Source organism: Terrabacter koreensis (assembly GCF_054783315.1).
In genome coordinates this window covers 1,907,314-1,928,784 of the sequence record NZ_BAAGQU010000004.1, presented here as the reverse complement: position 1 = coordinate 1,928,784, position 21,471 = coordinate 1,907,314, and the positions used below count along the sequence as shown (strand labels likewise).

Genomic DNA, 21,471 nt, shown 5'->3' with positions numbered 1-21,471 from the left:
GCGGTGGGGGTAGCGAGAAGCCCGCCCCCACGAACGGGACGGGCTTCTCGGTGGTACGTCTGTCAGGCGCTCTTGCGGCGGCGCGGCTTCTCGCCGCGCGACTCGCGCAGCAGCGTCAGGCGCTCCTCGAGGAGCTCCTCGAGCTCAGGGATCGACCGGCGCTCGAGCAGCATGTCCCAGTGCGTGCGCTGGTGCTTGACCTGCTTGGCCTCCGGCTCGGGGCCGCCCTGCAGCCTGGCGTCGAGGCCGCAACGGCACTCCCAGGTGGCGGGGACGTCGGCCTCGATGGAGAACGGGAGCTCGGTGCGGTGGCCTTCAGGGCAGACGTAGACGGTGAGCTGACGCTCACTCGGGACGACGTTCTCGTCGGACTCCATGCTCCTCGCGCCGAGGTTGGAACCGCGTAGTGCTCGATCGGCCATGTGGACCCCTCCAGGACTTCTGCCGCTGTGACACCCTTTGGTGTCATACCCTCACAGACGCTTGAACGAGCGAAACGGTTGACTTGTTCCCCGCAGACCGGCGGATTGTAAGCGCGTCTCAGATGACGGCAGGGACCGGGTTGCCGGCCTGCTCGATGCCCTCACGCATGCGCACGCGGGAGAGCAGCACCCCTCCGATGGCGAAGAAGATGATGAGCGCGATGATGGCCCACCGGTAGCTGAGCGTGGCCTGGTAGACGAGCCCGAAGATCAGGGTGCCGAACCAGCTCGTGCCGCGTTCCATGGCCTGGTAGAGGCTGAAGTACTCCGCCTCACGGCCGCGGGGGATCAGCTGGCTGTAGAGCGAGCGCGACAGTGCCTGCGTGCCGCCGAGGACGATGCCGATGAGCAGGGCGAGCGCGAGGAAGATGACGAGCGACTTCGACGGCACGAGGAAGGCGAAGACGACCACGAGGGTCCAGAGGCCGATGCCGTAGAGGACGGTGCGCCACGCGCCGATCGACGCGGCGACCCGCCCGAACAGGCGGGCGCCGAAGAAGGCGACGAACTGCACGAAGAGGAAGACGCCGAGCACGGTCGTCTCCGAGAAGCCGAGCTCCTTCGACCCGTAGATGCTCGAGCTGCCGATGACGGTCTGGATGCCGTCGTTGAAGAACAGGTAGGCGAGCAGGAACATCTTCGTCTGCGGGTAGCGGGCGAGGTCGCGGAAGGTGCTGCGCAGCTGGGCGATGCTGCCGCGGACGACGCCGGCCGAGCGCTCGACGGGCGTCTCGACGGTGCCGGTGAGGTGGCGCAGCCCGAGATAGGGGATGAGCGTGAAGCCGGCCCACCAGAGCCCCGCCGACAGGATGCTGATGCGCGTGCTGAGCGCCCGGTCGAGGCCGAGGTCCTCGTGGAAGAAGTCGAGCGCGAAGTTGAGCGCGAGCAGGATGCCACCGCCCAGGTAGCCGAAGGCCCACCCCTTCGAGGAGACCCGGTCGCGCTCGTTCTCGTTGGCGATGCGCACGAGGATCGAGTCGTAGATGACGAGCGAGGCGCCGAGGCAGATGCCCGCCACGACGACGAGAGCCGCCCCGAGCTGCCAGTTCGTTCCCGCGACGAAGAACATGAGGCTGGCCGCTGCGGCGCCGACCCACGCGAAGGCCCCGAAGAGCCTGGTGGGTCGCTGGCTGCGGTCGGCGATCGCCCCGATGAAGATGAGCACGAGCGCCGAGAGGATGGTCGTGAACGTCACCGTGAAGAACCAGAGCGAGCCCGGCGCGACGGGGATGCCGAGGACCGAGAGGGTCGTGGTGCAGTCCTGCCCGTCGGCGAGCCCGGGGCACGCGGCATCCTCGGCGACGGACGTCAGGTACGGGCTCATCAGCACCGTCGCGGTGGTGGTGACGTAGGCCGAGTTGGCCCAGTCGTACCAGTACCAGGCGCGCTGCTCCCGGGTCTCCGGGCGGGCGGCGTTGACGACGGCGTGCGACATGGCGCAACCGTCCCACAACGCGTCCGCCACGGCACCGCGAGCCGCGCAAACACGCCGCGCACCCTGCCCATCCAGCGTCAGCGGACGGCATACGTCCACTCAGCGGACGCTCGGCGAGGCGTCAGGACTTGGCAACCCGTGGCCAAGGGATCGCAAGGTGCATTGCCCGGGAAGTGGGGGCTGGACAGGGTTTCGCTCGCTCGACCTCCCCACACCCCTTCATCCCCAAGGAGATCCATGCGCAAGCGCACCCTGCTCACCCCGCTGGTGCTCGCTGCGGTCACGACGGCCGGCCTCACCATCGCCCCACCCGCGGCCCTGGCGGCGGGGCCGGACATCTCGGTGGCCAACACCAAGGCCCACCTCGACCAGCTCCAGTCGATCGCGAACGCCAACGGCGGCAACCGGAGCACGGGCAGGCCCGGCTACAAGGCCTCGGTCGACTGGGTGAAGGCGAAGCTCGACGCGGCCGGCTACACCACGACCGTCCAGTCGTTCAGCACGTCGTCGGGCACCTCGTACAACCTCGTCGCGGACCTGCCGGGCGGCGACACGAGCTCGGTCGTCATGTTCGGCGCCCACCTCGACTCGGTCTCGGTCGGCCCCGGCATCAACGACAACGGAAGCGGCAGCGCCGGCATCCTCGAGACGGCCCTGACGTACGCCGCCAGCGGGCAGACGCCGCGCAACCACGTGCGCTTCGGGTTCTGGGGCGCCGAGGAGCTCGGTCTGCTCGGCTCGAAGTACTACGTCAACAACCTGACCACGGCGCAGCGCTCGGCGATCAAGAGCTACCAGAACTTCGACATGATCGCCTCGCCCAACGTCGGCTACTTCGTCTACGACGACAACACGGCGGGCAACGGCATCCGCGACGACTTCACGAAGTACTACGACGGCAAGGGGATCCCCTGGGAGTACATCGACGTCCAGGGCCGCAGCGACCACGCCGCGTTCCGCTCGCTCGGTCTGCCCACCGGAGGCATCTTCAGCGGCGCCGAGACGACGAAGACGAGCGCGCAGGCGAGCAAGTGGGGCGGCACGGCCGGCCGGGCCTTCGACGCGTGCTACCACCAGTCCTGCGACACGAACACGAACCTCGACCTCAAGGCCCTGGACGTCAACGTCGACGCCATCGGCGCCATGGTGTGGGCGTATGCCGCCAAGGACTACGGCACGACGCCGCCGCCGGCGGGTGGGAACCTCCTCGCCAACCCCGGCTTCGAGTCGGGAGCCGTCTCGTGGACCGGGACGTCCGGACCGATCACCAGCTCGACGTCGCGGCCCGCGCACAGCGGCACGTGGAAGATGTGGCTCGGCGGCAACGGGAGCACGGCGACCGAGAACGAGCAGCAGACTGTGACCATCCCGTCGACGGCGACCACGGCGCAGCTGTCGTTCTGGGGACGCTTCGACACCGCCGAGGTGGGAAGCACCGTCTACGACACCCTCAAGGTCCAGGTCGCGAGGAACGGCGTCACCACGACGCTGGCGACCTACAGCAACGTCGGGGCGTCGGCGACGTGGGTGCAGCGGTCGTTCGACCTCAGCGCGTACCGGGGGAGCAGCGTGACGGTGAAGTTCGTGGCGACCGAGGACTCGTCGGCCCAGACGTCCTTCGTCATCGACGACACGGCCCTGACGACGAGCTGAGACGTCGCGGCCCCGGGGGAGGGGTTTGTCGCGCGGGTCGGGCTCGGTGCCCGACCCGCGCGGCGACGGCGAGGACGTGCTCTTTTCAACAGCCTCGTTTTAGCACTAAAGTGTTCGGTGTGAGCGAGAGTTCGCGGGGGAGCGGGTGGGTGAGATCGTCGCGGCCTGGGCGCGGGAACGGCCTGACGTCGACGTCTCGTCGATCGCCGTGCTGACACCCCTCTGGCGGCTGGCCGCACGGGCGGCCGAGAACCGCGTCAGGGTGCTGGCCGAGCACGGCATCGAGCAGAGCCATGTGGACGTCCTCGGGACCCTGAGACGTGCCGGCGCGCCGTTCCGGCTGACGGCCGGCGAGCTGACCCGTCGGTGCCGGGTCACCGCTGGAGCCACGACGCAGCGCGTCCAGGCCATGGAGCGTCTCGGTCTCGTCGAGCGCGTGCGCGAGGAGCCGGACCGGCGGGCCGTCCACGTGCAGCTGACCGCGGATGGGGTCGCCGCGGTCGACCGCATCCTGGGAGACGTCATGGCCGGTGACGAGCTGATGCTGTCGGGGCTGACGTCCACCGAGCGCGCCACGCTGGAGACGGCGCTGGGCGGCTGGCTCGAGAGGCTGGAGCCGTGACGCGAGCAGCCGGCAAGCCCCGTGCGGGGCCCAGTGCGGGGTTCGGGGGACTAGGACGAAGGTCTGATGGTGGGGAACCCTCGGGACAGGCAAGGCTGAGCCCCGTGGAACAGGTGTTCAACCCGACCCATCCGGAGCGAACGGTGGCGCGACGCCGCGTCGACGGGCGCGACGTGGTGGTCAAGCGCTACGCCCGAGGTGGGGCGGACGAGGTGCGAGCGGCCATGGAGGCCCTCTGGGCGTCGCCGTTCGGCGCCTCGAGGCCGTCACCGGCCATGCCGGAGCCCGTCGTGCGGCCCGTTGCAGAGGCGTCGCGCGACGAGCTCTGGATGTCGTTCGTCGACGGCCGCCAGATGGCGACGCGCACCGACCTGGGCGACACGCTGTCGCGACTGGACGACGTCGCGCGGCTGCTGGCCGACCTCAACCGCAGCGGCGTCGTCGTGCCACGCCGCCGGACCGCCTCCAGGCTGCTGCTGTCGCTGCGTCGTAAGCGAGACGCCGTCGGCGGCCGACTAGCGGCGCACGTCGAGTCGGTCGTGGCGCGTCTCGAGCTGTCGATGCCGCAGGACGATCCGCTGGTCGTCAACCATGGCGACTTCTCTCCACGCAACCTCATCGTCAACGGGCACGGTCTGGTGCTCATCGACTTCGACCGGCTCCAGATGGCCGACCCGCTCCACGACGTGGCGTACTTCGGCGCCTGGCTGTGGGCCACGGACCGGGTGCTGGGCCGCGACGGCAGCTGGAGGCCCGGAGACGAGCTGGCACGAGGGCACGCAGCCGAGCTGGACGAGCTGGACGGTGGCCGCGACGACGACGAACGCCGTCAGGCGCTGGCCTTCCACCGCAGCGTGGGTCTCGTGCGCATCGCGACGAGCTGGACGTGGATGCGTGACCATCCTGATGTCGCTGCCGGTGTTCTCGACGAGGCGCAGCGGCTCGCATCCGCGCTGCCAGCCCTGCGGCCACGCGCGAGCGCATAACGCCGATAATCGACATTATGTCACTTCGGCGCACGAGAGGGCTCCCCTCGGCGGTCTACCCGTGGCCGTAGAGTCCCGCCGCGAGCCGTAGCCTTGCCCGGTGCAGTGCGACTACTTCGACGCGGGGCGCTGCCGCTCGTGCGCCCTGATGGGCGTGCCGTATGCCGTGCAGCTCGCCGACAAGCACGAGCGCTGCCGACAGGCGCTGTCAGCGGTCGCCCCCGACGTCACCTGGCTCGAACCCTTCGCCAGCCGCGAGTCCGCGTTCCGCAACAAGGCCAAGCTCGTCGTCGGCGGCCGTCCCGGCGCCGTCACCCTCGGGATCCTGGACCCGAAGTCGCGCGGCGTCGACCTGCGGGCCTGCGGGCTGCACGAGGGTCCGCTCCAGCGCCTGATCCCCCGGCTCGCCGATGTCGTCGACGAGATCGGTCTCGAGCCCTACGACGTCGCGGCCCGGCGGGGCGAGCTCAAGCACCTCATCCTGACCCTCTCCCCCACCGGTGAGGTGATGCTGCGCTTCGTGCTGCGCTCGAAGAAGCACCTGGCGCTGCTCGAGTCGCGCCTCCCGCGGATGCTCGAACACCTGTCCGAAGTGCGTGTCGTCTCGGTGAACCTCCAGCCCGAGCACAAGGCCGTCCTCGAGGGCGAGACGGAGCTCGTCCTCACCGAGCAGGGCCTGCTCGAGATGCCCGTCAACGACGTCACCCTCAACCTACGACCCAACAGCTTCTTCCAGACCAACACCGCCGTCGCCGCAGGCCTCTACCGCCAGGCCAGGGACTGGGCCGACGAGGTGCGTCCGGCTGCCGTGCTCGACCTCTACTGCGGCGTGGGCGGCTTCGCCCTCCACTGCGCCACCGACCGCGGCGGCGTCCCTCGCCGCGTGCTCGGCGTCGAGGTGTCCCCCGAGGCGGTGCGCAGCGCGGAGCTGAGCGCCGAGCGTCTGCGCGCGAGCTCGCCCGGCGCCGTCGACGTGCAGTTCCGGGCCGGCGATGCGACGGACGTGTCGGCCCTCGACCCGGCCGAGCTCGGAGGCGCCACCTCGATGGTGGTCGTCAACCCGCCCCGTCGCGGCATCGGGCCCGAGCTGGCCGACTGGATCGAGCGATCGGGCGCCGACCACGTGACCTACTCCAGCTGCAACGTCGACAGCCTGGCGCGCGACCTCGCACGGCTGCCCTCCTACGTCGCCCGCCGGGCTCGACTCTTCGACATGTTCCCACAGACCTCGCACCACGAGGTGATCATGCTTCTCGAACGCGAAACCACCTCTGTCACAAGCCTGCTCGCCGATGGAGGCCGACCCTGATGAGCCACACCGCCACCGCCGACAGCACGTCGCCGTGGACGGCCCCCGAGGTCGAGCGCCCCGGCGGTTCGCTCGTGGCCGTCGAGACCCGGATGCTGCCGGAGATGCTCGCCTGGCACCGCGCAACGCTGCTGTCCAAGTGTGCGGGACTGACCGCCGAGCAGCTCGCCGAGCGCACGATCGGGCCGTCGAACCTCAGCCTGCTCGGACTGCTGCGCCACCTGCGCAAGGTCGAGCGGATCTGGCTGCGGCAGAGGGTCGCCGACGAGGACGTCCCCGCCCTGCACGGCTTCGGCACCGGGGCCGATCTCGACTTCGACGACATCGACCCCGCGACCGCCCGCGCGGACTACGAGGCGCTGCTGTCCGAGTGGGCGGCGGCCGACGAGGCGGTCGCCGGTCGTGGACTCGACGAGGTCTTCGAGGCGAGTGGTGAGCCCTTCTCGCTCCGGTTCGTCTACCTGCACCTCATCGGCGAGTACGCCCGTCACAACGGCCACGCCGACCTCGTGCGGGAGTCTCTCGACGGGGTCACCGGTGCCTGACGAGGCGCGACACGACCTCGAGCGGCTCGCCCGGATCCAACGACGGTTCTCCGAGTTCGGCTCCGAGTACGCGGCGCTGCCCCTCTACGCGACGATCTGCCGGCACCTCACCGAGGACCAGGACCTCGCGTCGCTGCTCCTGGCCGCGCGACCCGGACAGGCGCGACCCGTGCTGTGGCTGGCGGCCCTGCACGACCTCGTGCTCCGCCTACCGGAGACCCCGGCAGCCAAGTGGTACCCGAGCGTCGCGGGAGCCGGGCGCACACCGAGCGGCGACCCGTGGCCCGACGTGCGGCGTACGGTCCTCGACCACCGCGACGAGCTGGTCGAGAAGATCTCCACGCACGGGACGCAGACCAACGAGGTGAACCGGGCGGTGTACCTCACGCTCGGGCTCGCGGCGGCGTCTCGAGACGTTCCTGACCGCCCGCTGGCACTCGTCGAGCTCGGGGCGAGCGCCGGACTGCTGCTTGCGGTCGACCGCTATGCCGTGCGACTGGACTCACCGGACGCGCTGTCGGCGCCTCCGGTCGTGCTGGGCGAGCCCGGCTCGACCGTCCGCTGTGCGGGCCAGGACCGGTCCGGGGTCGCCTCGCCCGGCAGGGCTGAGGCGCTCGAGCTGCCTCCGGTGCTGGGGCGAGCGGGCGTCGACCTCGATCCCGTGGACCTTGCCGACGACGACGCCGTCCGCTGGCTCGAGGCCTGCCTCTGGCCCGAGGTGCCCGGCAGGGTCGAGCGCTTCCGAGCCGCGCGCGACCTGCTGCGTGACCAGCAGCCGACGGTGCTGCGGGCAGACATGGTCGACGGCCTGAGCAGAGCCGTCGAGGTCGCCCGGAGCCAGGCCGGCCAGGGGGCCCACGTCGTGGTCTTCAGCTCGTGGGCGCTCACCTATCTGGAGCGCTCGCGGCGCACCGACCTCGAGGCCGAGGTGCGTGCGCTCGCCCGAGACTGCGCGCTGCTGTCGTGGCTCACCGCTGAGCCCCCGTCGTGCGCTCCGGGCATCGAACCCCCGGCGGACATGGACGATGGCGGCACCGTCGTCGGGCTGCGCCGCTGGCGCGACGGGCACGAGCGAGCACCGGTGTCGCTCGGCACCTGCCACCCGCACGGCGCCTGGGTGGATCTGAGGCTCCGCGGGCTCGACGGACAAACATCATAATGTCGATTACCGGCGAATTCTGTTGCGGCACAACGTTATTCGCCAGTCCAGCGGAAGTGGCACCGCTCCCCCATCGGCGTGACCACTGTCATCGGGCGCGCCGGCCCAGCCCGGCGGCATACGCGTCGAGGGCTCTCAGGGCGGCCGGCGCACGGTAGACGCGGTTGCGTCGGTGGCCCGTGGACTCGAGCAGGATGCCGTCGTCGACGAGCCGCTGGAGGGCCGACTGGGCGGTGGGGGCGGAGACCTCCAGCTCGCGCATGACGACCCGCGCGGTGACGACGGGCTGCCGCAGAAGGAGGTCTAGCATCGACCAGGACGCCGATCCCGCTCTGGCAGTGAGGCGTTCGGCCCAATCCGCACGGACCTCGCGCAGCGTCGCGACGAGCCGCTCGCCGATGTGGGTGCCGTTGCGCGCGGCTTCGGCCACGCAGCGCAGGATCGGCTCGGCGTCACCTCGGCGGTACGTCATGAGCGCGTCGACGTAGTCCTCGCGAATGGCGAGCAGGCCCGCCGATATCGGCACGGTGACCCGGCGGATGACGCCGGTGTGGAGCAGCACCGAGTGCAGCAGTGCGCGGCCGGTGCGCCCGTTGCCGTCGGTGAAGGGGTGGATCGTCTCGAACTGCGCGTGGGCCAGTGCGGCATGGGCCAGGGGCGGCAGGTCGTCGCGGTCCATGAACGCGACGAGGTCGGCCATCAGGGCGGGCACGTCGTCGGCCACCGGCGGCACGTAGTGCGCGTCCCCGGGGTGCAGCGCCGAGCCGCCGACCCAGACCTGCTGGTCGCGCCAGCGTCCTGCGGGGTGCTGCGTCTGCTGCGCCATGAGGGCGCGGTGCATGGCGAGCACCGCGTGCTCGTCGAGCCGCCCGGCGAGGTCGAGAGCCGCCTGCATGGTGCGCACGTTGCCGAGGATGACGGCGGCGTTGGCGCGGTTGCCCTCGCCGATCTCGGCCTCCGCGAGGGCGCGTGCCGACGACGTGAGGTTCTCGATCTGCGAGCTGGCGGCGCTCTCGGAGCGGAGCAGCACCGAGGCGAAGGGTGCGATCTCGCCCGCTCCCCCGGCGTCGAAGGCCGCGAGCAGGCGGGTGGCCTCGTCGAGGTCGGCTGCGAGGTCTCCGTCGAGCACCAGTCGGACCGCGGCGATGGGTGGCACGACCGCCGCCGCGTAGCTGCGGGGGGCGGCTCGCTGGGCGCGGCGGGACAGCTCGAGCAGCCCTTCGACTGGACGCCACGAGACCGTTCGCGACTCGAGCGCCGGCCAGGTCAGCACCATGTGTTGTCCACCTCCTTGGTAAAGGTTATCGCACAACCTTTACCAAGGAAGCGCGGCGGCTCAGGCCCGCGACACCTCGACCGGTGCCTCGACGACCCACCAGGCGGCATACGGGCTCAGTGACGCCTGCCCGGCCGCGTCGCCGAAGACCGGGTGCCCGCCCAGCGCGTCGTGCGGGTGCACGATGCCGGCGTCCGCGAAGAGCCGCACCGGGACCGTCTGCCAGTGCCCCGTCACGTTGTAGACGCAGACCATGGAGCCGCTCGGGTGCGTGCGCACGACGGCCAGCACGCCGTCACTCGTCTCGAGGACCACCCGGGTCTGCGCCGAGGCGTGCAGCTGCGGAAGGCTGCGGCGCACCGTCGCGAGGTGTCGCAGTCCCTGGAACACCTTGCCCGCCGTCGTCGCCAGGTCGCCCCGGTGCGACGCCAGGGCCCAGTCGATGCGCTCCCGGTGCGCCCAGCGGTTGTCGTCCTCGTGGCCGGGCTCGTCGGCCCAGTGGGGGTCGTTCGGCATGCCCAGCTCGTCACCGCTCCACACCACCGGTATGCCGCCCCAGCCGGCCACGACGGCGTGGGCCAGGAAGAGGCGTGCCAGGCCCTGGCCGACCCCGCCGGCGTCGCCGCGACGCTCCGCGTCGGACAGTCCCGTGAGCGCCGCGGCCGTGCCACTGATGCGTTTGTCGCCCGTCGCCGGGTTGTGCTGGAAGACGAGCCCGTGCGCCCACGACCCCGGCTGGTCACCGGCGTACCAGTCGGAGAGGAAGCGGCGATGGGCGTAGCCGTCGAGGCCCGCAGCCGCCGCGTCGGCGTCGTCGATGGCCCACCCGATGTCGTCGTGGCAGCGCACGTAGCAGATCCACGTGCCGCTGGGCGGCGTCGGCGGCAGGGCCGTCAGGGCCTGCTTGGTCAGTCCGGTGCTGCCCGTCGCCAGCATCGACCACACCTGGACCATGAGGCTGTTGTGGTAGGCGATGTCGCTCACCCGGCCGGCGTGCTCGCCCTGTCCGAGGTACTGCACGAGGTCGCGGGGCCCGACGATGGCCTCTGCCTTGAACGCGAGGGCCGGGCAGGCGATGCGCGCCACGGTGCGCAGCGCCTGCGTGACCGCGTGCACCTCCGGTTGGTTCTGGCAGTTCGTGCCGAGGCGCTTCCAGGTGAAGGCGATCGCGTCGAGCCGGAGCACCTCGACACCGAGGTTCGCGAGGTAGAGCACGATGTCGGCGTACTCGACGAGCACGTCGGGGTTGGCCCAGTTGACGTCCCACTGCCACTCGTTGAAGGTGGTCCAGACCCAGCCGTCCAGCTCGTCGTCCCACGTGAAGTTGCCGGGGGCGAAGTCGGGGAACACCTCGGGCAGCGTGCGCTCGTAGGCGTCGGGCATGACCCGGTCGGGATAGACGTGGAAGTAGTCGCGGTAGTGCGACTCCCCCGCCCGGGCGCGCCGCGCCCACTCGTGCTCGCGCGCCACGTGGTTGAGGACGAGGTCGAGAACGAGGGAGATGCCGTCGGCCCGCAGCGTGGTCGCGAGGTCGCGCAGGTCGTCGACGTCGCCGAGGTCGGGACGCACGGCGCGGTAGTCCTGCACCGCGTAGCCGCCGTCGTTGTCGCCGTCGCGGGGCAGCAGCAGCGGCATGAGGTGCAGGTAGGTGACCCCGAGGTCGCGCAGGTGGTCGAGCCGGCCGCCGAGCCCCTTCAGGTCCTCGCCGAAACGCTCTGTGTAGCAGGCGTACCCGAACATCCCGGGCTGCTGCAGCCAGTCCGGGCGCAGCAGGCGTCGCTGGTCGAGGCGGCGCAGCTCCGGAGGTCGCTCGGAGTAGGCCGAGACGGCGCGCTCCACGAGCCGCTGGGCGATGGCGGAGACGTCCTGCTCGGGGTAGAGCACCCGCAGCGCGGCCAGGAGGTCGTCGGACCAGCGCTCGAGCCGCAGCTCCAGCGTCTCGCGGTCCGCCTCGTCGAGACCGGTCAGCAGCGAGCCCAGGGAGTCGCCCGCCGGCGACTCGGCAGTGGGCACGTCACGGGCGCCATGGCTCATGGCCCGATTGAACAGCACCGCGCCTCGGCGCGACAGTGGGGGCGACGGCGCGGCGGCTCACTCGAAGGGGGTCGGGTCGCCCGCGCCGACGCGGGTGACGACCGGGTAGCCGTCGGACCAGTCCACGACGGTCGTGGGCTCGAGGCCGCACTCCCCCGAGTCGATGACGGCGTCGATGACGTGGTCGAGGCGGTCCTTGATCTCCCAGCCCTCGGTCATCGGCTCGTCGTCGTCGGGCAGCAGCAGGGTGCTCGACAGGATGGGCTCACCCATCGCCTTGAGCAGCTCGCGCACGACCGGGTGCTCGGGGATGCGGACGCCCACGGTCTTCTTCTTCGCGTGCAGCAGGCGTCGCGGCACCTCCTTGGTCGCCGGCAGGATGAACGTGTAGGGGCCGGGGGTCGCCGCCTTGATGGCCCGGAACACCGAGTTGTCGAGGTGTACGAACTGGCCCAGCTGCGCGAAGTCCGAGCACACGAGGGTGAAGTGGTGCTTGTCGTCGAGGTGGCGGATGCGCAGGATGCGCTCCTTTCCCTCGGGGTTGTCGAGCGAGCAGCCGAGGGCGAAGCACGAGTCGGTCGGGTAGGCGATGAGGCCGCCGGTCCGAAGGATCTCGACCGCCTGACCGATCGCGCGAGGCTGGGGGTCCACCGGGTGGACGTCGAAGTACTTCGCCATGACCTCACCCTGCCATGCTGGGGCCATGACGGAGCGCACGGGTGACGGCGTGGACGACGGGACCGACGGGACCGACGGCTCGGCAGCGGCCATCGAGGTGGTCGACAACCCCGGACGGAGCCGGTTCGAGCTGCTCGACCGCGAGCGGGTCATCGGCATCGCCAGCTACGCCGTGGTGCGGGGCTCGGGCGACGGCGGGCCCGCCGACGCCGATCGGGTCGTGTTCTTCCACACCGAGGTGCTCCCGGAGTACGAGGGACGTGGCCTGGCAGGTCGGCTCGCCGAGTTCGCGCTGAGCTCGACGGTCGCCTCCGGGCGCCGCATCGTGGCCCTGTGCCCCTACATCAAGGTCTACCTCCGCAGGCACCCGGAGCCGTATGCCGCCCACGTCCTCACGCCCACCGACGCGGACGTCGAGGCGGCTGACGAGGCCGCTCGCGCGGCAGCAGGGTGACGCGGCCGCACGTCGTCGTCGTGGGTGGCGGGATCGTCGGGTCGGCGGTGGCCCGCCGCCTCACGCTGTCCGACCCCCACCCCGACGTCACCGTCGTCGAGAAGGAGTCGGCGCCCGCACGGCACCAGACATCGCGCAACAGCGGCGTGGTGCATGCCGGCATCTACTACGCGCCGGGCTCGGCCAAGGCCATTCTCTCCAGGGAGGGCGTCCGGCGGCTGCGGGCCTACTGTCGCGATCGCGGGCTGCCCTACGAGGAGGTCGGCAAGGTCGTCGTCGCCCTCGACCCGGTGGAGGTCGAGCGGCTGCGCGGCATCGAGGCCCGGGCCAGGGCGAACGGCGTCCCCGGCCTGCGCTGGCTCGGACCGGACGCCCTGCGCGAGGTGGAGCCGCACACCGTGGGTCTGGCGGCGCTGCACTCCCCCACGACCGCGATCACCGATTTCTCCCGTGTCGCCGCGGCGATGCTCGAGGACGCCAGCGACCGCGGGGCGCAGGTCCTGACCGGCTTCGAGGTGACCGGGCTCGACCAGGACGGTGGTCAGGACGGGCAGGTCGAGGTGCGCGCGGCGGACGGGCGCCGGCTGCGTGCCGACCGGGTCGTCGTCGCGGGAGGGCTGCACGCCGACCGGCTAGCCGTCCTCGCCGGCGACGGGCCGAGCCCCGCGATCGTGCCCTTCCGTGGCGAGTACCACCGGCTCGCCCCGTCTGCGACGCACCTCGTGCGGGGCCTGGTCTATCCCGTTCCCGACCCGCGCTACCCCTTCCTCGGGGTCCACCTGACCCGCACGGTCGGCGGCGACGTGCTGCTCGGACCGAACGCGGTGCTCGCCACGGCACGGGAGGGCTACCGCCGTCGCGACGTGGACCTCGAGGTCGTGCGAGCGCTCGCGACCTCGAGCGGCTTCAGGCGGTTCGCGCGGGCCAACCTGGCGACCGGGTTGCACGAGGTCGTGGGATCGGTCAGCAGGCATGCGTTCGTGGCCCGGGCGCGGCGCTATGTTCCCGGCATCACCGACGCCGACGTCGTGCCCGCCGGCGCCGGGGTGCGGGCACAGGCCATGGACCCCGACGGCTCCCTCGTGGAGGACTTCCGGTTCAGCAGGATCGGCGGGGTGCTGTGCATCCGCAACGCCCCGTCGCCCGCCGCGACGGCGTCACTGGCCATCGCCGACCTGGTCGTGGACCGCCTGGACCTCGCCTGAGCCTCAGTGCTTGCCGAAGTACTCGCTGGCCTCCATGGCCTCGATGACCGACGGCGCCTGGTGCTGTCCGATCGCGTAGCCCCCGAGGTCGATGGCGGTGTCGACCACGCCGGCGATGGGGCTGACCAGCGACCACGGTGACGGGTGGAGATCCGGCCCCTTCGCCGGGTCGAGGGCGATCTGCGTGCCGAGCGCGTTCGGCAGGATGCTGTCACCGAAGGGCGCGTGGTCGACGAAGGACCCGAGAGGGTTCTGCAGCGTCGTCAGGATCTCGCCGCGCACGTGGTAGTTGCGCACCTGGCCGGGATCGAGGCCGGGGATCTCGTGGCCGAGCGTGGCCGCCGCGAGCACCGTGTTGGGGTGCACGCCGGCCGCGTTGAAGGTCACTGCGGGCACGTCGGTCGCGACCGATGCCGTGCTGGCGAGGCCGCCACCCAGGGAGTGCCCGGTCAGCACCATGTTGTCGCTGCCGACCGCCCCGGCCAGGTGCTGCGCGAGGCCGATCGCCTGCAGGTGCTGGCTGCTCAGCGCGCCAACGCCCTGCTGGGCGTTCGCACCCCAGTCGCTGATGCTGCTCGGGTCGGTGCCGGCGAACGCGAGGACGTAGCGCCCCTCGTCGTCGCGATAGATGCTCGCCTGGAAGCCGCCCGGGCCGGTGAGCGCGTCGGGATCGATGCCGAGCGCCTCCAGGGCCGAGTCGTCGAGGGGCTGAAAGTGCTCGCTGCCCTCGCCGTCGTAGACGCCCTGGGCCAGCTCGGCGAGCTCGAGGTCGAGGTCCTGTGGCGTCGTGCCGCGGACCTCGTCGGCCAGTGACTCCTCGGTGCTCGCTTCCATCCCGACGGAGGCTGAGCCACCGAGGCCAGGAAAGAGACCGGGCAAGAGGCCGGGGAACGGGCTGAGCGGGCCTGCCGGCCCAGCGGGGCCGACGCCGTCGCCGCTCGTGGACCGCTGCGACCGGGCGTTGTCGGACAGCCGGCGCGACATCGACTCCAGTGTCGACCCGAACGCCGTGAGCGCGGACGCCGTGGCGCGCCAGCTCTCCTGGGCCGCCTGGGCGTCGTCGCCACCCCACGAGCGGCCGATCACGGCGAGCGCCCGCGTGCCGTTGGCACGGATGCCGTCGACCTCGCCGACGCACGCGGTCAGCTCTCGAGCGGTGCGATCGAGGGCTTCGGGGTCAGCACCCTTGCGGTAGAGCACGTGGGCCTCCTGTCGACGGTGCGCCTCACGCTAGAAGGCCGCGGAGCCACCGTCCATGGGGAGCGCTCCCCGCGTGTCGCGTCCGCCGGGGCCGGGTCCGTCGGTGCCGGGTCCGCCGGTGCCGCCTCGTCGGTTCCGTGCGCGGGTGGCGACGAGGCGACCCACGAGACCCACGGCCAGGACGGCGACGCCTGCGACGAGCGAGCCGGACGGCACGGCGAAGGCGAGGGCCACGCAGCCGACGACACCGAGCGCTGCTAGGGCCCGAGGGTAGCGACGGTGGGCGCGGTCCTGTGTGAGGGCAGCAGCGTTCGCCACCGCGTAGTAGGTGAGCACGCCGAACGACGAGAAGCCGATGACGCCGCGCAGGTCGGTGAGGACCACCAGGGCGCACACCACGACGGCGACGCTGACCTCGGCGACGTGCGGCACGGCATACCGCTCGTGCACGGCCGCGAGCCGGCGCGGCAGGTCCCCCTCCCGGGCCATGGCCAGGGTGGTGCGGCCGACACCGGCGACGAGGGCCAGGAGCGCACCGAGCGTCGCTGCCGCGGCGGCGAACCCGACGACGACCGTGAGCCACGACGACCACGGGGTCGTGTCGGCCGCGGACCGCAAGGGTGCGGCGCTCGCCGCGAGCGCTGGGACGCCGAGCGAGCGGACCAGGACGAGCGCGGTGACGGCATACAGCGGCACGACGACCGCGAACGCGCCGAGCACGGCCCGCGGGATGGTGCGGGCCGGGTCGACGACCTCCTCGCCGAGGGTGGCGATGCGCGCGTAGCCCGCGAAGGCGAAGAAGAGGATGGCCGCGCCCTGGAGCACGCCGGCGACGCCGCCGGCCGGTGCGACTGCGGAGCCCGTCCGGTCGGCACCGGGAGTGAGGGTGAGTGCGACGACCACGACGACGAGCGCGGCCAGGACGCCGGTGACGATCACCATGGTGAGCCGTGCCGTACGCGTGATGCCGCGGTAGTTCACCGCGGTGAGCGTGACCACGGCTGCGACACCGACGAAACGCTCCCACCCGGGCGGGGCGACGTAGGCCGCGAAGGCGAGCGCCATCGCGGCGCAGCTCGCCGTCTTGCCGATGACGAAGCCCCACCCGGCGACGAAGCCCCACCAGGGTCCGAGGCGTTCGCGGCCGTAGACGTACGTGCCACCGGAGGTCGGGTACTGCGCCGCGAGCTGGGCGGAGGATGTCGCGTTGCAGAAGGCGATGAGCGCGGCGACGGCGAGTGCGCCGAGCAGCCAGCCGCCGGCCGCGGCCGCTGCGGGCCCGAAGGCCGTGAAGAGACCGGCGCCCACCATGGAGCCGACCCCGATGACGACGGCGTGTCCGGTGGTGAGGCGCCGCGCGAGCGGCGGGGCGCTGCCGTGGGATCCGGTCATGGCCCCGAGTCTGCCGCGCGTCGCCCCGCAGGACCTGATCGGTCTTACGGGGCGACGGCGACGAGGGTGGCCGGGACGACCGGGGTCAGGCGTGCAGGTCGCTCAGCAGGGACGCGAACGGCGTCACGTCCTCGAAGGGGTCGACCCGAGCCTCGCGGGGGCTTCCCACGACGAGCGCGGCGAACGAGCGGCCGGCGCGGTCGATGCGCTCCCCCAGACGGCCGGCGTCCACGCTCCCCCAGTCCTCGCTGGCGGCGAAGACCGCGACGGGGGCCACGAGGGCGCCGAGGTGCGCGAAGAGCGGCCGCAGCGCGTGGTCGATCGCCAGCGAGTGGCGGGCGGTGCCGCCCGTCGCGCCGAGCAGCACCGGGGTGTCGCGCAGGGCGTCCTTCGGTAGCACGTCGACGAGCATCTTGAAGAGGCCGCTGTAGGACGCGGCGTAGATCGGGGTCGCGACCACCAGGGCGTCGGCCTCGGCGATGGCGTCGAGCCGCACCTGCAGCTCGGGGGACGCGAAGCCCGTGAGCACGTTGTTCGTCACGTCGTGGGCGACGTCCCGCACGTCGACGACCTCGACGACGACCTCACCGGCGTCGTGGCCGGCGAGGGCGCGCACGGTCGACTCCGTCAGGCGGTCGGCGAGCAGCCGCGTCGACGACGGCTCGGTCACGCCGGCGGTGATGACGGCGAGGTGGAAGGGGGTCTGCGTGGTCACGTGGTCACCTCCAGGGTGCTCGTGCTGACGGTCGTGCCTCTGGGGTCGGGCGACGCTCCGGTGACGTCGTCACCGCCGGCGTACACCGTGGTGTCGTGCGCCCCTCCCGCTGCCGCGACGCGGCTCGCGTGGGTCGGGGCGTCCGGCACGTGCGCGGGCTTGAGGGCGGCGAACTCCTTGCGGAGCACGGGGACGACCTCCTCGCCGAGGATGTCGAGCTGCTCGAGCACGGTCTTGAGCGGCAGGCCTGCGTGGTCGACGAGCCACAGCTGGCGCTGGTAGTCGCCGACGTAGTCGCGGAAGCCGAGGGTGCGCTCGATGACCTCCTGCGGGCTGCCGACGGTGAGCGGCGTCTGGCTCGTGAACTCCTCGAGGGAGGGGCCGTGGCCGTAGACCGGGGCGTTGTCGAAGTAGGGCCGGAACTCGCGCACGGCGTCCTGGCTGTTCTTCCGCATGAAGATCTGCCCGCCGAGGCCCACGATGGCCTGGTCGGCCTTCCCGTGGCCGTAGTGCTCGAAGCGGCGGCGGTAGAGCTGCACCATCTGCTTCGTGTGGCTGGCCGGCCAGAAGATGTGGTTGGAGAAGAAGCCGTCACCGTAGTACGCGGCCTGCTCGGCGATCTCGGGGCTGCGGATCGAGCCGTGCCACACGAACGGCGGCACCCCGTCGAGCGGGCGCGGCGTCGAGGTGAAGCCCTGGAGTGGCGTGCGGTACTTCCCCTGCCAGTCGACGACGTCCTCGCGCCACAGCCGGTGCAGCAGGGCGTAGTTCTCGACGGCGAGCGGGATGCCCTCGCGGATGTCCTTGCCGAACCACGGGTAGACCGGGCCGGTGTTCCCGCGGCCGAGCATGAGGTCCATGCGCCCGTCACTGAGGTGCTGGAGGTACGCGTAGTCCTGGGCGAGGCGCACGGGGTCGTTCGTCGTGATGAGGGTCGTCGAGGTCGACAGCACGAGGCGCTCGGTCTGCGCGGCGATGGCCGCGAGCAGGACGGGCGGGTTGGCCGGGGCGGCGAAGGGCGGGTTGTGGTGCTCACCCGTGGCGAAGACGTCGAGACCGACCTCCTCCGCCTTCTTCGCGATGGCGACCGTGGCCCTGATGCGCTCGTTCTCGGTCGGCGTGCGGCCCGTCGTCGGGTCGGTGGTGACGTCGCCAACGGTGAAGATGCCGAACTGCATGTGTCCCAACTCCTAAGTGATTGACGATTCAATCATACCGAACGCCGTGACCCCCTTGTCCATTCCCGACGGCCGGCGGGCGAAGGGGCAGGCGAGCGACGGGCAGGCAGGTCACATCTCGGCAACCTCGGCAACTTTCACCCCCTGCCGAGCATCGTCACGGGTAGCCGGCTGCCACAGGGGCGCCGGGGCCTTCCGAACGAGAACCAGGACAGTCCCATGCAGCTGTCTGCCGACGAGATGCACCTGCAGCGGGGCAAGGTCGTCAACCTCCGCCTGGCATCGAAGCGCGTCGACGCCCTGGTCATCCGGCCCGGCGAGACCTTCTCGTTCAACAAGGTGGTCGGAAGCTGCACGCGCCGTCGCGGCTACGTCGAGGGCATGCGGCTGTCCAACGGGCAGGCCCGGGCCGGGGTCGGCGGCGGCATCTGCCAGCTGGCCAACCTGCTGCACTGGATGTTCCTGCACAGCGAGCTCACCGTGCTCGAGCGGTCCGAGCACTCCTTCGACCCGTTCCCTGACAAGGCGCGCGCGTTGCCCTGGGGCGTGGGGTGCTCCATCGTCTACAACTACGTCGACCTCGTCGTGCGCAACGACACCACCTCCACGTTCCAGCTGCTCGTCGGCGTCGGCCCCCGTCACCTCCAGGGCGAGCTGCGCTCGGACGCCCCGGCCGCCCACTCGTACACGGTGGAGGCTCGCGACGAGCAGTTCATCCGCTCGGGCACCGACATCTTCCGCCGCAACGAGATCTGGCGCACGGTCATCGACAAGCGCACGGGCCGTACCGTCGGCAAGGAGCTGCTCAAGCGCAACTGCGCGCTCGTGCGCTACGAGCCCACCGGCCCCGTCATCGACCTACGCCTGGCCCCGCAGCGCACCCGGCATGACATCCTGACCGCGTGACCGACGAGATCTCCCCCAAGGACCGCTTCATCACGGTCTACGGCCGCAACCCGGTCCACGAGGTGCTCCTCGACGACGACCTCCACGTCGACAAGGTCGTCATCGCCGAAGGCGCGCGCGGGTCCGGCCTGCGTGAGATCCAGCAGGCCGCGCGGCGGCGCCGCGTCGACGTGCAGTACGCGAGCGCCGAGCGGGTCAAGAAGCTCGCCGGCAACGGGCGCCAGGACCAGGGCGTGTTCGCCGACGTTGTGGCGCCCCGCATGCGACCGCTCGAGGCGGCCCTCGCAGCCGACGGGGCGGCCGGGCTCCGGACCGTGCTGGTGCTCGACGGCGTCACGACCCCTGCGAACGTCGGCATGATCCTGCGCTCGGCCACGGCGGCCGGCGTGGACGGCGTCGTCGTGCCGCGCCGGGGCGTCGCCTCGATCGACCCGCTCGTCGTCAAGGCCTCGGCCGGGGTCGCCTTCCGGGCGCCGATCCTCAAGGCCTTCACCGCGGCAGAGGCCGTGGGGGCTCTCAAGGCTGTCGGCTTCCACGTGGTGGGCCTCGATGCCGGCGGCGACGACGACCTGTTCTCGGCCCACCTGCCCGAGCCGGTCGCCTTCGTCCTCGGCAGCGAGACGGCGGGGCTCTCCCCCGATGTCGCCGAGCTCGTCGACACGTGGGTCTCCATCCCCATGGCGGCGGGGGTGGAGTCGCTCAACGTGTCGGCGGCCGCCGCCGTCGTCTGCTTCGAGCTCGTGCGCCGTTCCCGCCTCTGAGACGGCGCTCAGCCGCCCCACTTGTCGGCGAGCGCGCGCACCACTGTGATGTTGCGGGCCGTGCCCACGGCCCCGGTCAGCTTCTCGATGCGGGCGTTCGTGAGCTTGGCACCCTGCACGCCGTCGGACAGGAACAGCACGACGTCGCTGCCGACCACCCGGGCGCCCTCGGTGGCGACGTCCCACTCGTGCAGCGCCTTGACCCCGTCGGCCGCCAGGTCACCGGTCATGAAGGTCACGTAGCGCTTCGCGTCGTCGGCGATCGGCGACTCCAGGGCCTCCGCCTCGTCGGCGAGACTGCGCAGCTGGGCCGGGGTGCGGACGACCACCGGCACGTCGAAGCCGAACTCCGCGCTGATGGCGCGGCGGAGGTCCGCCTCCACCGTGGCCGCGCTGCGGGTCGCCGACCGCACCTTGAGGTTGCCGCTCTGGATGTGGGTCTCGACGTCCTCGTAGCCCTCGGCCTCGAGCAGCGCACGCAGGGCGGCCATCTTCACCTGACGCTTGCCCACGTTCACGGCACGGAGGAACCCGATGTAGGTCGGCACGCGCCGATCGTCGCACAGGAGGCCCGGCGACCGGCTCAGCCGCGCGACACGACGCCCGACCCGACGTCGGCGACCCGCCCCGCGACGCGGATCGTCGCATCGGTGTCGACCGTGAGGACGAGCCGGGACGGCCGGCCGGTCTGTGCGCCCTGCGACACGACGACCTCGAAGCCGGTGCGCTGCTGGCCCACGAACCAGCCGCCGAGGCTGCTGCAGGCGGAGCCCGTCGCCGGGTCCTCCTCGAGGGCGGCTCCGGCAGCAGCGAACATCCGCGCCTCGATGGTGCCGGTCCCGGTCCAGCACCAGAGGTAGGCGTGCGGCGGACGCCCGGGCATGGCGAGGTGCTCGTGCATGAGGGCGGGACTCGGAGCGGCCGCCCGCAGCGCGGCGAGGTCGTCGACCTGCACGATGAGCGACTCCACGCCGCAGCTGACCCACTGCGTCGCCCCCTCGACGAGGGCGTCGACGGGCACGCCGAGCGCCGCCGCCACCTGCCCCGGAGTGGCCGTCACGTCGCGGTGCTGTGGCGGGTTGGCCCGCAGCTGCCACCCGTCTGCGGTGCGCCGCACCGGGATGTCGCCCGCCGGCATGGTGAGGACCACGTCGTCGACGGTCGCGCCGGACCGTGCGGTGGCGGTGTCGGCCACCACGTGTGCCGTGCCGAGCGTCGGGTGACCGGCGAAGGGCATCTCGTAGGTGGCTGTGAAGATGCGCACCGACGCGTGCGCGGGCCCCCCGGTGGGCGTCGCGGAGTCGTCGACGACGAAGGTCACCTCGCTGAGGTTGAACTGTCGGGCCCACGCCTGCATCTCGGCGTCGTCCACGCCCGAGGTCGCCTCGAAGACGCCGAGGGCGTTGCCCGAGAACGGGTTCCCGTCGATGCCGAACACGTTGACGATGCGAAAGGGCAGCTCCATGCCCGGGAGTCTCGCA

General features: G+C 71.7%; 21 protein-coding genes. 10 read left to right on the top strand and 11 right to left on the bottom strand.

What is annotated here, in order from left to right; all coding sequences use genetic code 11:
- Window positions 1–62: 62 nt before the first annotated feature.
- Window positions 63–422, bottom strand: a complete 360-nt coding sequence (locus ACYVNR_RS11765) for an RNA polymerase-binding protein RbpA (RefSeq protein WP_045188037.1) — start codon at window positions 420–422, stop codon at window positions 63–65.
- Window positions 423–540: 118 nt separating this feature from the next.
- Entirely contained in the window at window positions 541–1,917 is a 1,377-nt protein-coding gene (locus tag ACYVNR_RS11760) for an MFS transporter (protein ID WP_461048216.1), read from the bottom strand.
- Between the two features lie 237 nt (window positions 1,918–2,154).
- Between ACYVNR_RS11760 and ACYVNR_RS11755 the strand changes: the two genes are divergently transcribed.
- The 6 genes from ACYVNR_RS11755 (at window position 2,155) to ACYVNR_RS11730 (ending at window position 8,191) form a co-directional block, all read left to right on the top strand.
- On the top strand, window positions 2,155–3,570 hold the full coding sequence (locus tag ACYVNR_RS11755; RefSeq protein ID WP_461048215.1) for a M28 family metallopeptidase: 1,416 nt from the start codon (window positions 2,155–2,157) through the stop codon (window positions 3,568–3,570).
- Window positions 3,571–3,715: 145 nt separating this feature from the next.
- Window positions 3,716–4,192 carry a MarR family winged helix-turn-helix transcriptional regulator gene (locus tag ACYVNR_RS11750; RefSeq protein WP_461048214.1) on the top strand — a complete coding sequence of 159 codons (477 nt, stop codon included), beginning with the start codon at window positions 3,716–3,718 and terminating at the stop codon, window positions 4,190–4,192.
- Window positions 4,193–4,296: 104 nt separating this feature from the next.
- Window positions 4,297–5,178, top strand: coding sequence for an aminoglycoside phosphotransferase family protein (locus ACYVNR_RS11745; protein WP_461048213.1), 882 nt, complete (start codon window positions 4,297–4,299; stop codon window positions 5,176–5,178).
- A 100-nt stretch (window positions 5,179–5,278) separates the two neighbouring features.
- Window positions 5,279–6,487: a methyltransferase domain-containing protein gene (locus ACYVNR_RS11740; protein ID WP_461048212.1), complete on the top strand. Its 1,209-nt coding sequence runs from the start codon at window positions 5,279–5,281 to the stop codon at window positions 6,485–6,487.
- The gene (locus ACYVNR_RS11735; RefSeq protein ID WP_461048211.1) at window positions 6,487–7,032 is read left to right on the top strand and encodes a mycothiol transferase; all 546 of its coding nucleotides are present in this window, start codon (window positions 6,487–6,489) and stop codon (window positions 7,030–7,032) included. The genes ACYVNR_RS11740 and ACYVNR_RS11735 overlap by 1 nt, the downstream gene beginning before the upstream one ends.
- Window positions 7,025–8,191 carry a DUF2332 domain-containing protein gene (locus tag ACYVNR_RS11730; RefSeq protein WP_461048210.1) on the top strand — a complete coding sequence of 389 codons (1,167 nt, stop codon included), beginning with the start codon at window positions 7,025–7,027 and terminating at the stop codon, window positions 8,189–8,191. Before ACYVNR_RS11735 ends, ACYVNR_RS11730 begins: the two co-directional genes overlap by 8 nt.
- A gap of 88 nt (window positions 8,192–8,279) precedes the next feature.
- On the opposite strand, the gene ACYVNR_RS11725 is transcribed toward ACYVNR_RS11730, so the two are convergent.
- Genes ACYVNR_RS11725 through ACYVNR_RS11715 form a run of 3 tightly spaced genes read right to left on the bottom strand, consistent with a single transcriptional unit; the run spans window position 8,280 to window position 12,179 of the window.
- Window positions 8,280–9,467 (bottom strand): Fic family protein, encoded by a 1,188-nt coding sequence (locus ACYVNR_RS11725; protein ID WP_461048209.1) that lies wholly within the window; start codon window positions 9,465–9,467, stop codon window positions 8,280–8,282.
- Window positions 9,468–9,527: 60 nt separating this feature from the next.
- The gene (locus tag ACYVNR_RS11720) at window positions 9,528–11,501 is read right to left on the bottom strand and encodes an alpha-amylase family protein (protein WP_461048208.1); all 1,974 of its coding nucleotides are present in this window, start codon (window positions 11,499–11,501) and stop codon (window positions 9,528–9,530) included.
- A 57-nt stretch (window positions 11,502–11,558) separates the two neighbouring features.
- Window positions 11,559–12,179: an L-threonylcarbamoyladenylate synthase gene (locus ACYVNR_RS11715; RefSeq protein WP_458800020.1), complete on the bottom strand. Its 621-nt coding sequence runs from the start codon at window positions 12,177–12,179 to the stop codon at window positions 11,559–11,561.
- Between the two features lie 25 nt (window positions 12,180–12,204).
- Between ACYVNR_RS11715 and ACYVNR_RS11710 the strand changes: the two genes are divergently transcribed.
- Together ACYVNR_RS11710 and lhgO are read left to right on the top strand one after the other, a co-directional pair.
- On the top strand, window positions 12,205–12,633 hold the full coding sequence (locus tag ACYVNR_RS11710) for a GNAT family N-acetyltransferase (protein ID WP_461048207.1): 429 nt from the start codon (window positions 12,205–12,207) through the stop codon (window positions 12,631–12,633).
- Window positions 12,630–13,838: an L-2-hydroxyglutarate oxidase gene (gene lhgO / locus ACYVNR_RS11705; protein ID WP_461048206.1), complete on the top strand. Its 1,209-nt coding sequence runs from the start codon at window positions 12,630–12,632 to the stop codon at window positions 13,836–13,838. The genes ACYVNR_RS11710 and lhgO overlap by 4 nt, the downstream gene beginning before the upstream one ends.
- Window positions 13,839–13,841: 3 nt before the next feature.
- Here lhgO and ACYVNR_RS11700 read toward each other — a convergent pair whose 3' ends face one another.
- The 4 genes from ACYVNR_RS11700 to ACYVNR_RS11685 all read right to left on the bottom strand — a co-directional run bounded on the left by ACYVNR_RS11700 (window position 13,842) and on the right by ACYVNR_RS11685 (window position 18,323).
- Window positions 13,842–15,038, bottom strand: a complete 1,197-nt coding sequence (locus ACYVNR_RS11700; RefSeq protein WP_461048205.1) for a WXG100 family type VII secretion target — start codon at window positions 15,036–15,038, stop codon at window positions 13,842–13,844.
- A gap of 30 nt (window positions 15,039–15,068) precedes the next feature.
- The gene (locus ACYVNR_RS11695) at window positions 15,069–16,430 is read right to left on the bottom strand and encodes an APC family permease (protein WP_461048204.1); all 1,362 of its coding nucleotides are present in this window, start codon (window positions 16,428–16,430) and stop codon (window positions 15,069–15,071) included.
- A gap of 85 nt (window positions 16,431–16,515) precedes the next feature.
- A complete protein-coding gene (locus ACYVNR_RS11690; RefSeq protein WP_461048203.1) occupies window positions 16,516–17,145 on the bottom strand; it encodes a CE1759 family FMN reductase in 630 nt (209 codons plus the stop codon).
- Window positions 17,142–18,323, bottom strand: coding sequence for an LLM class flavin-dependent oxidoreductase (locus ACYVNR_RS11685; RefSeq protein WP_461048202.1), 1,182 nt, complete (start codon window positions 18,321–18,323; stop codon window positions 17,142–17,144). The genes ACYVNR_RS11690 and ACYVNR_RS11685 overlap by 4 nt, the downstream gene beginning before the upstream one ends.
- Before the next feature lie 219 nt (window positions 18,324–18,542).
- Between ACYVNR_RS11685 and ACYVNR_RS11680 the strand changes: the two genes are divergently transcribed.
- Both ACYVNR_RS11680 and ACYVNR_RS11675 read left to right on the top strand, forming a co-directional pair.
- The gene (locus ACYVNR_RS11680; RefSeq protein WP_461048201.1) at window positions 18,543–19,229 is read left to right on the top strand and encodes a VanW family protein; all 687 of its coding nucleotides are present in this window, start codon (window positions 18,543–18,545) and stop codon (window positions 19,227–19,229) included.
- A complete protein-coding gene (locus ACYVNR_RS11675) occupies window positions 19,226–19,990 on the top strand; it encodes a TrmH family RNA methyltransferase (RefSeq protein ID WP_461048200.1) in 765 nt (254 codons plus the stop codon). The genes ACYVNR_RS11680 and ACYVNR_RS11675 overlap by 4 nt, the downstream gene beginning before the upstream one ends.
- An 8-nt stretch (window positions 19,991–19,998) precedes the next feature.
- Here ACYVNR_RS11675 and ACYVNR_RS11670 read toward each other — a convergent pair whose 3' ends face one another.
- Together ACYVNR_RS11670 and ACYVNR_RS11665 are read right to left on the bottom strand one after the other, a co-directional pair.
- Entirely contained in the window at window positions 19,999–20,538 is a 540-nt protein-coding gene (locus ACYVNR_RS11670) for a DUF1697 domain-containing protein (protein WP_461048199.1), read from the bottom strand.
- A 35-nt stretch (window positions 20,539–20,573) separates the two neighbouring features.
- On the bottom strand, window positions 20,574–21,455 hold the full coding sequence (locus ACYVNR_RS11665; RefSeq protein WP_461048198.1) for a PhzF family phenazine biosynthesis protein: 882 nt from the start codon (window positions 21,453–21,455) through the stop codon (window positions 20,574–20,576).
- Window positions 21,456–21,471: the final 16 nt, after the last annotated feature.

What these genes read in the sequence shown, in the direction of transcription:
- ACYVNR_RS11765 (WP_045188037.1), bottom strand. Translation starts at nt 422, where the DNA reads ATGGCCGATCGAGCACTACGCGGTTCCAACCTCGGCGCGAGGAGCATG.
- ACYVNR_RS11695 (WP_461048204.1), bottom strand. Translation starts at nt 16,430, where the DNA reads ATGACCGGATCCCACGGCAGCGCCCCGCCGCTCGCGCGGCGCCTCACC.
- ACYVNR_RS11685 (WP_461048202.1), bottom strand. Translation starts at nt 18,323, where the DNA reads ATGCAGTTCGGCATCTTCACCGTTGGCGACGTCACCACCGACCCGACG.
- ACYVNR_RS11725 (WP_461048209.1), bottom strand. Translation starts at nt 9,467, where the DNA reads ATGGTGCTGACCTGGCCGGCGCTCGAGTCGCGAACGGTCTCGTGGCGT.
- ACYVNR_RS11760 (WP_461048216.1), bottom strand. Translation starts at nt 1,917, where the DNA reads ATGTCGCACGCCGTCGTCAACGCCGCCCGCCCGGAGACCCGGGAGCAG.
- ACYVNR_RS11680 (WP_461048201.1), top strand. Translation starts at nt 18,543, where the DNA reads ATGCAGCTGTCTGCCGACGAGATGCACCTGCAGCGGGGCAAGGTCGTC.
- ACYVNR_RS11720 (WP_461048208.1), bottom strand. Translation starts at nt 11,501, where the DNA reads ATGAGCCATGGCGCCCGTGACGTGCCCACTGCCGAGTCGCCGGCGGGC.
- ACYVNR_RS11665 (WP_461048198.1), bottom strand. Translation starts at nt 21,455, where the DNA reads ATGGAGCTGCCCTTTCGCATCGTCAACGTGTTCGGCATCGACGGGAAC.
- ACYVNR_RS11715 (WP_458800020.1), bottom strand. Translation starts at nt 12,179, where the DNA reads ATGGCGAAGTACTTCGACGTCCACCCGGTGGACCCCCAGCCTCGCGCG.
- ACYVNR_RS11710 (WP_461048207.1), top strand. Translation starts at nt 12,205, where the DNA reads ATGACGGAGCGCACGGGTGACGGCGTGGACGACGGGACCGACGGGACC.
- ACYVNR_RS11735 (WP_461048211.1), top strand. Translation starts at nt 6,487, where the DNA reads ATGAGCCACACCGCCACCGCCGACAGCACGTCGCCGTGGACGGCCCCC.
- ACYVNR_RS11755 (WP_461048215.1), top strand. Translation starts at nt 2,155, where the DNA reads ATGCGCAAGCGCACCCTGCTCACCCCGCTGGTGCTCGCTGCGGTCACG.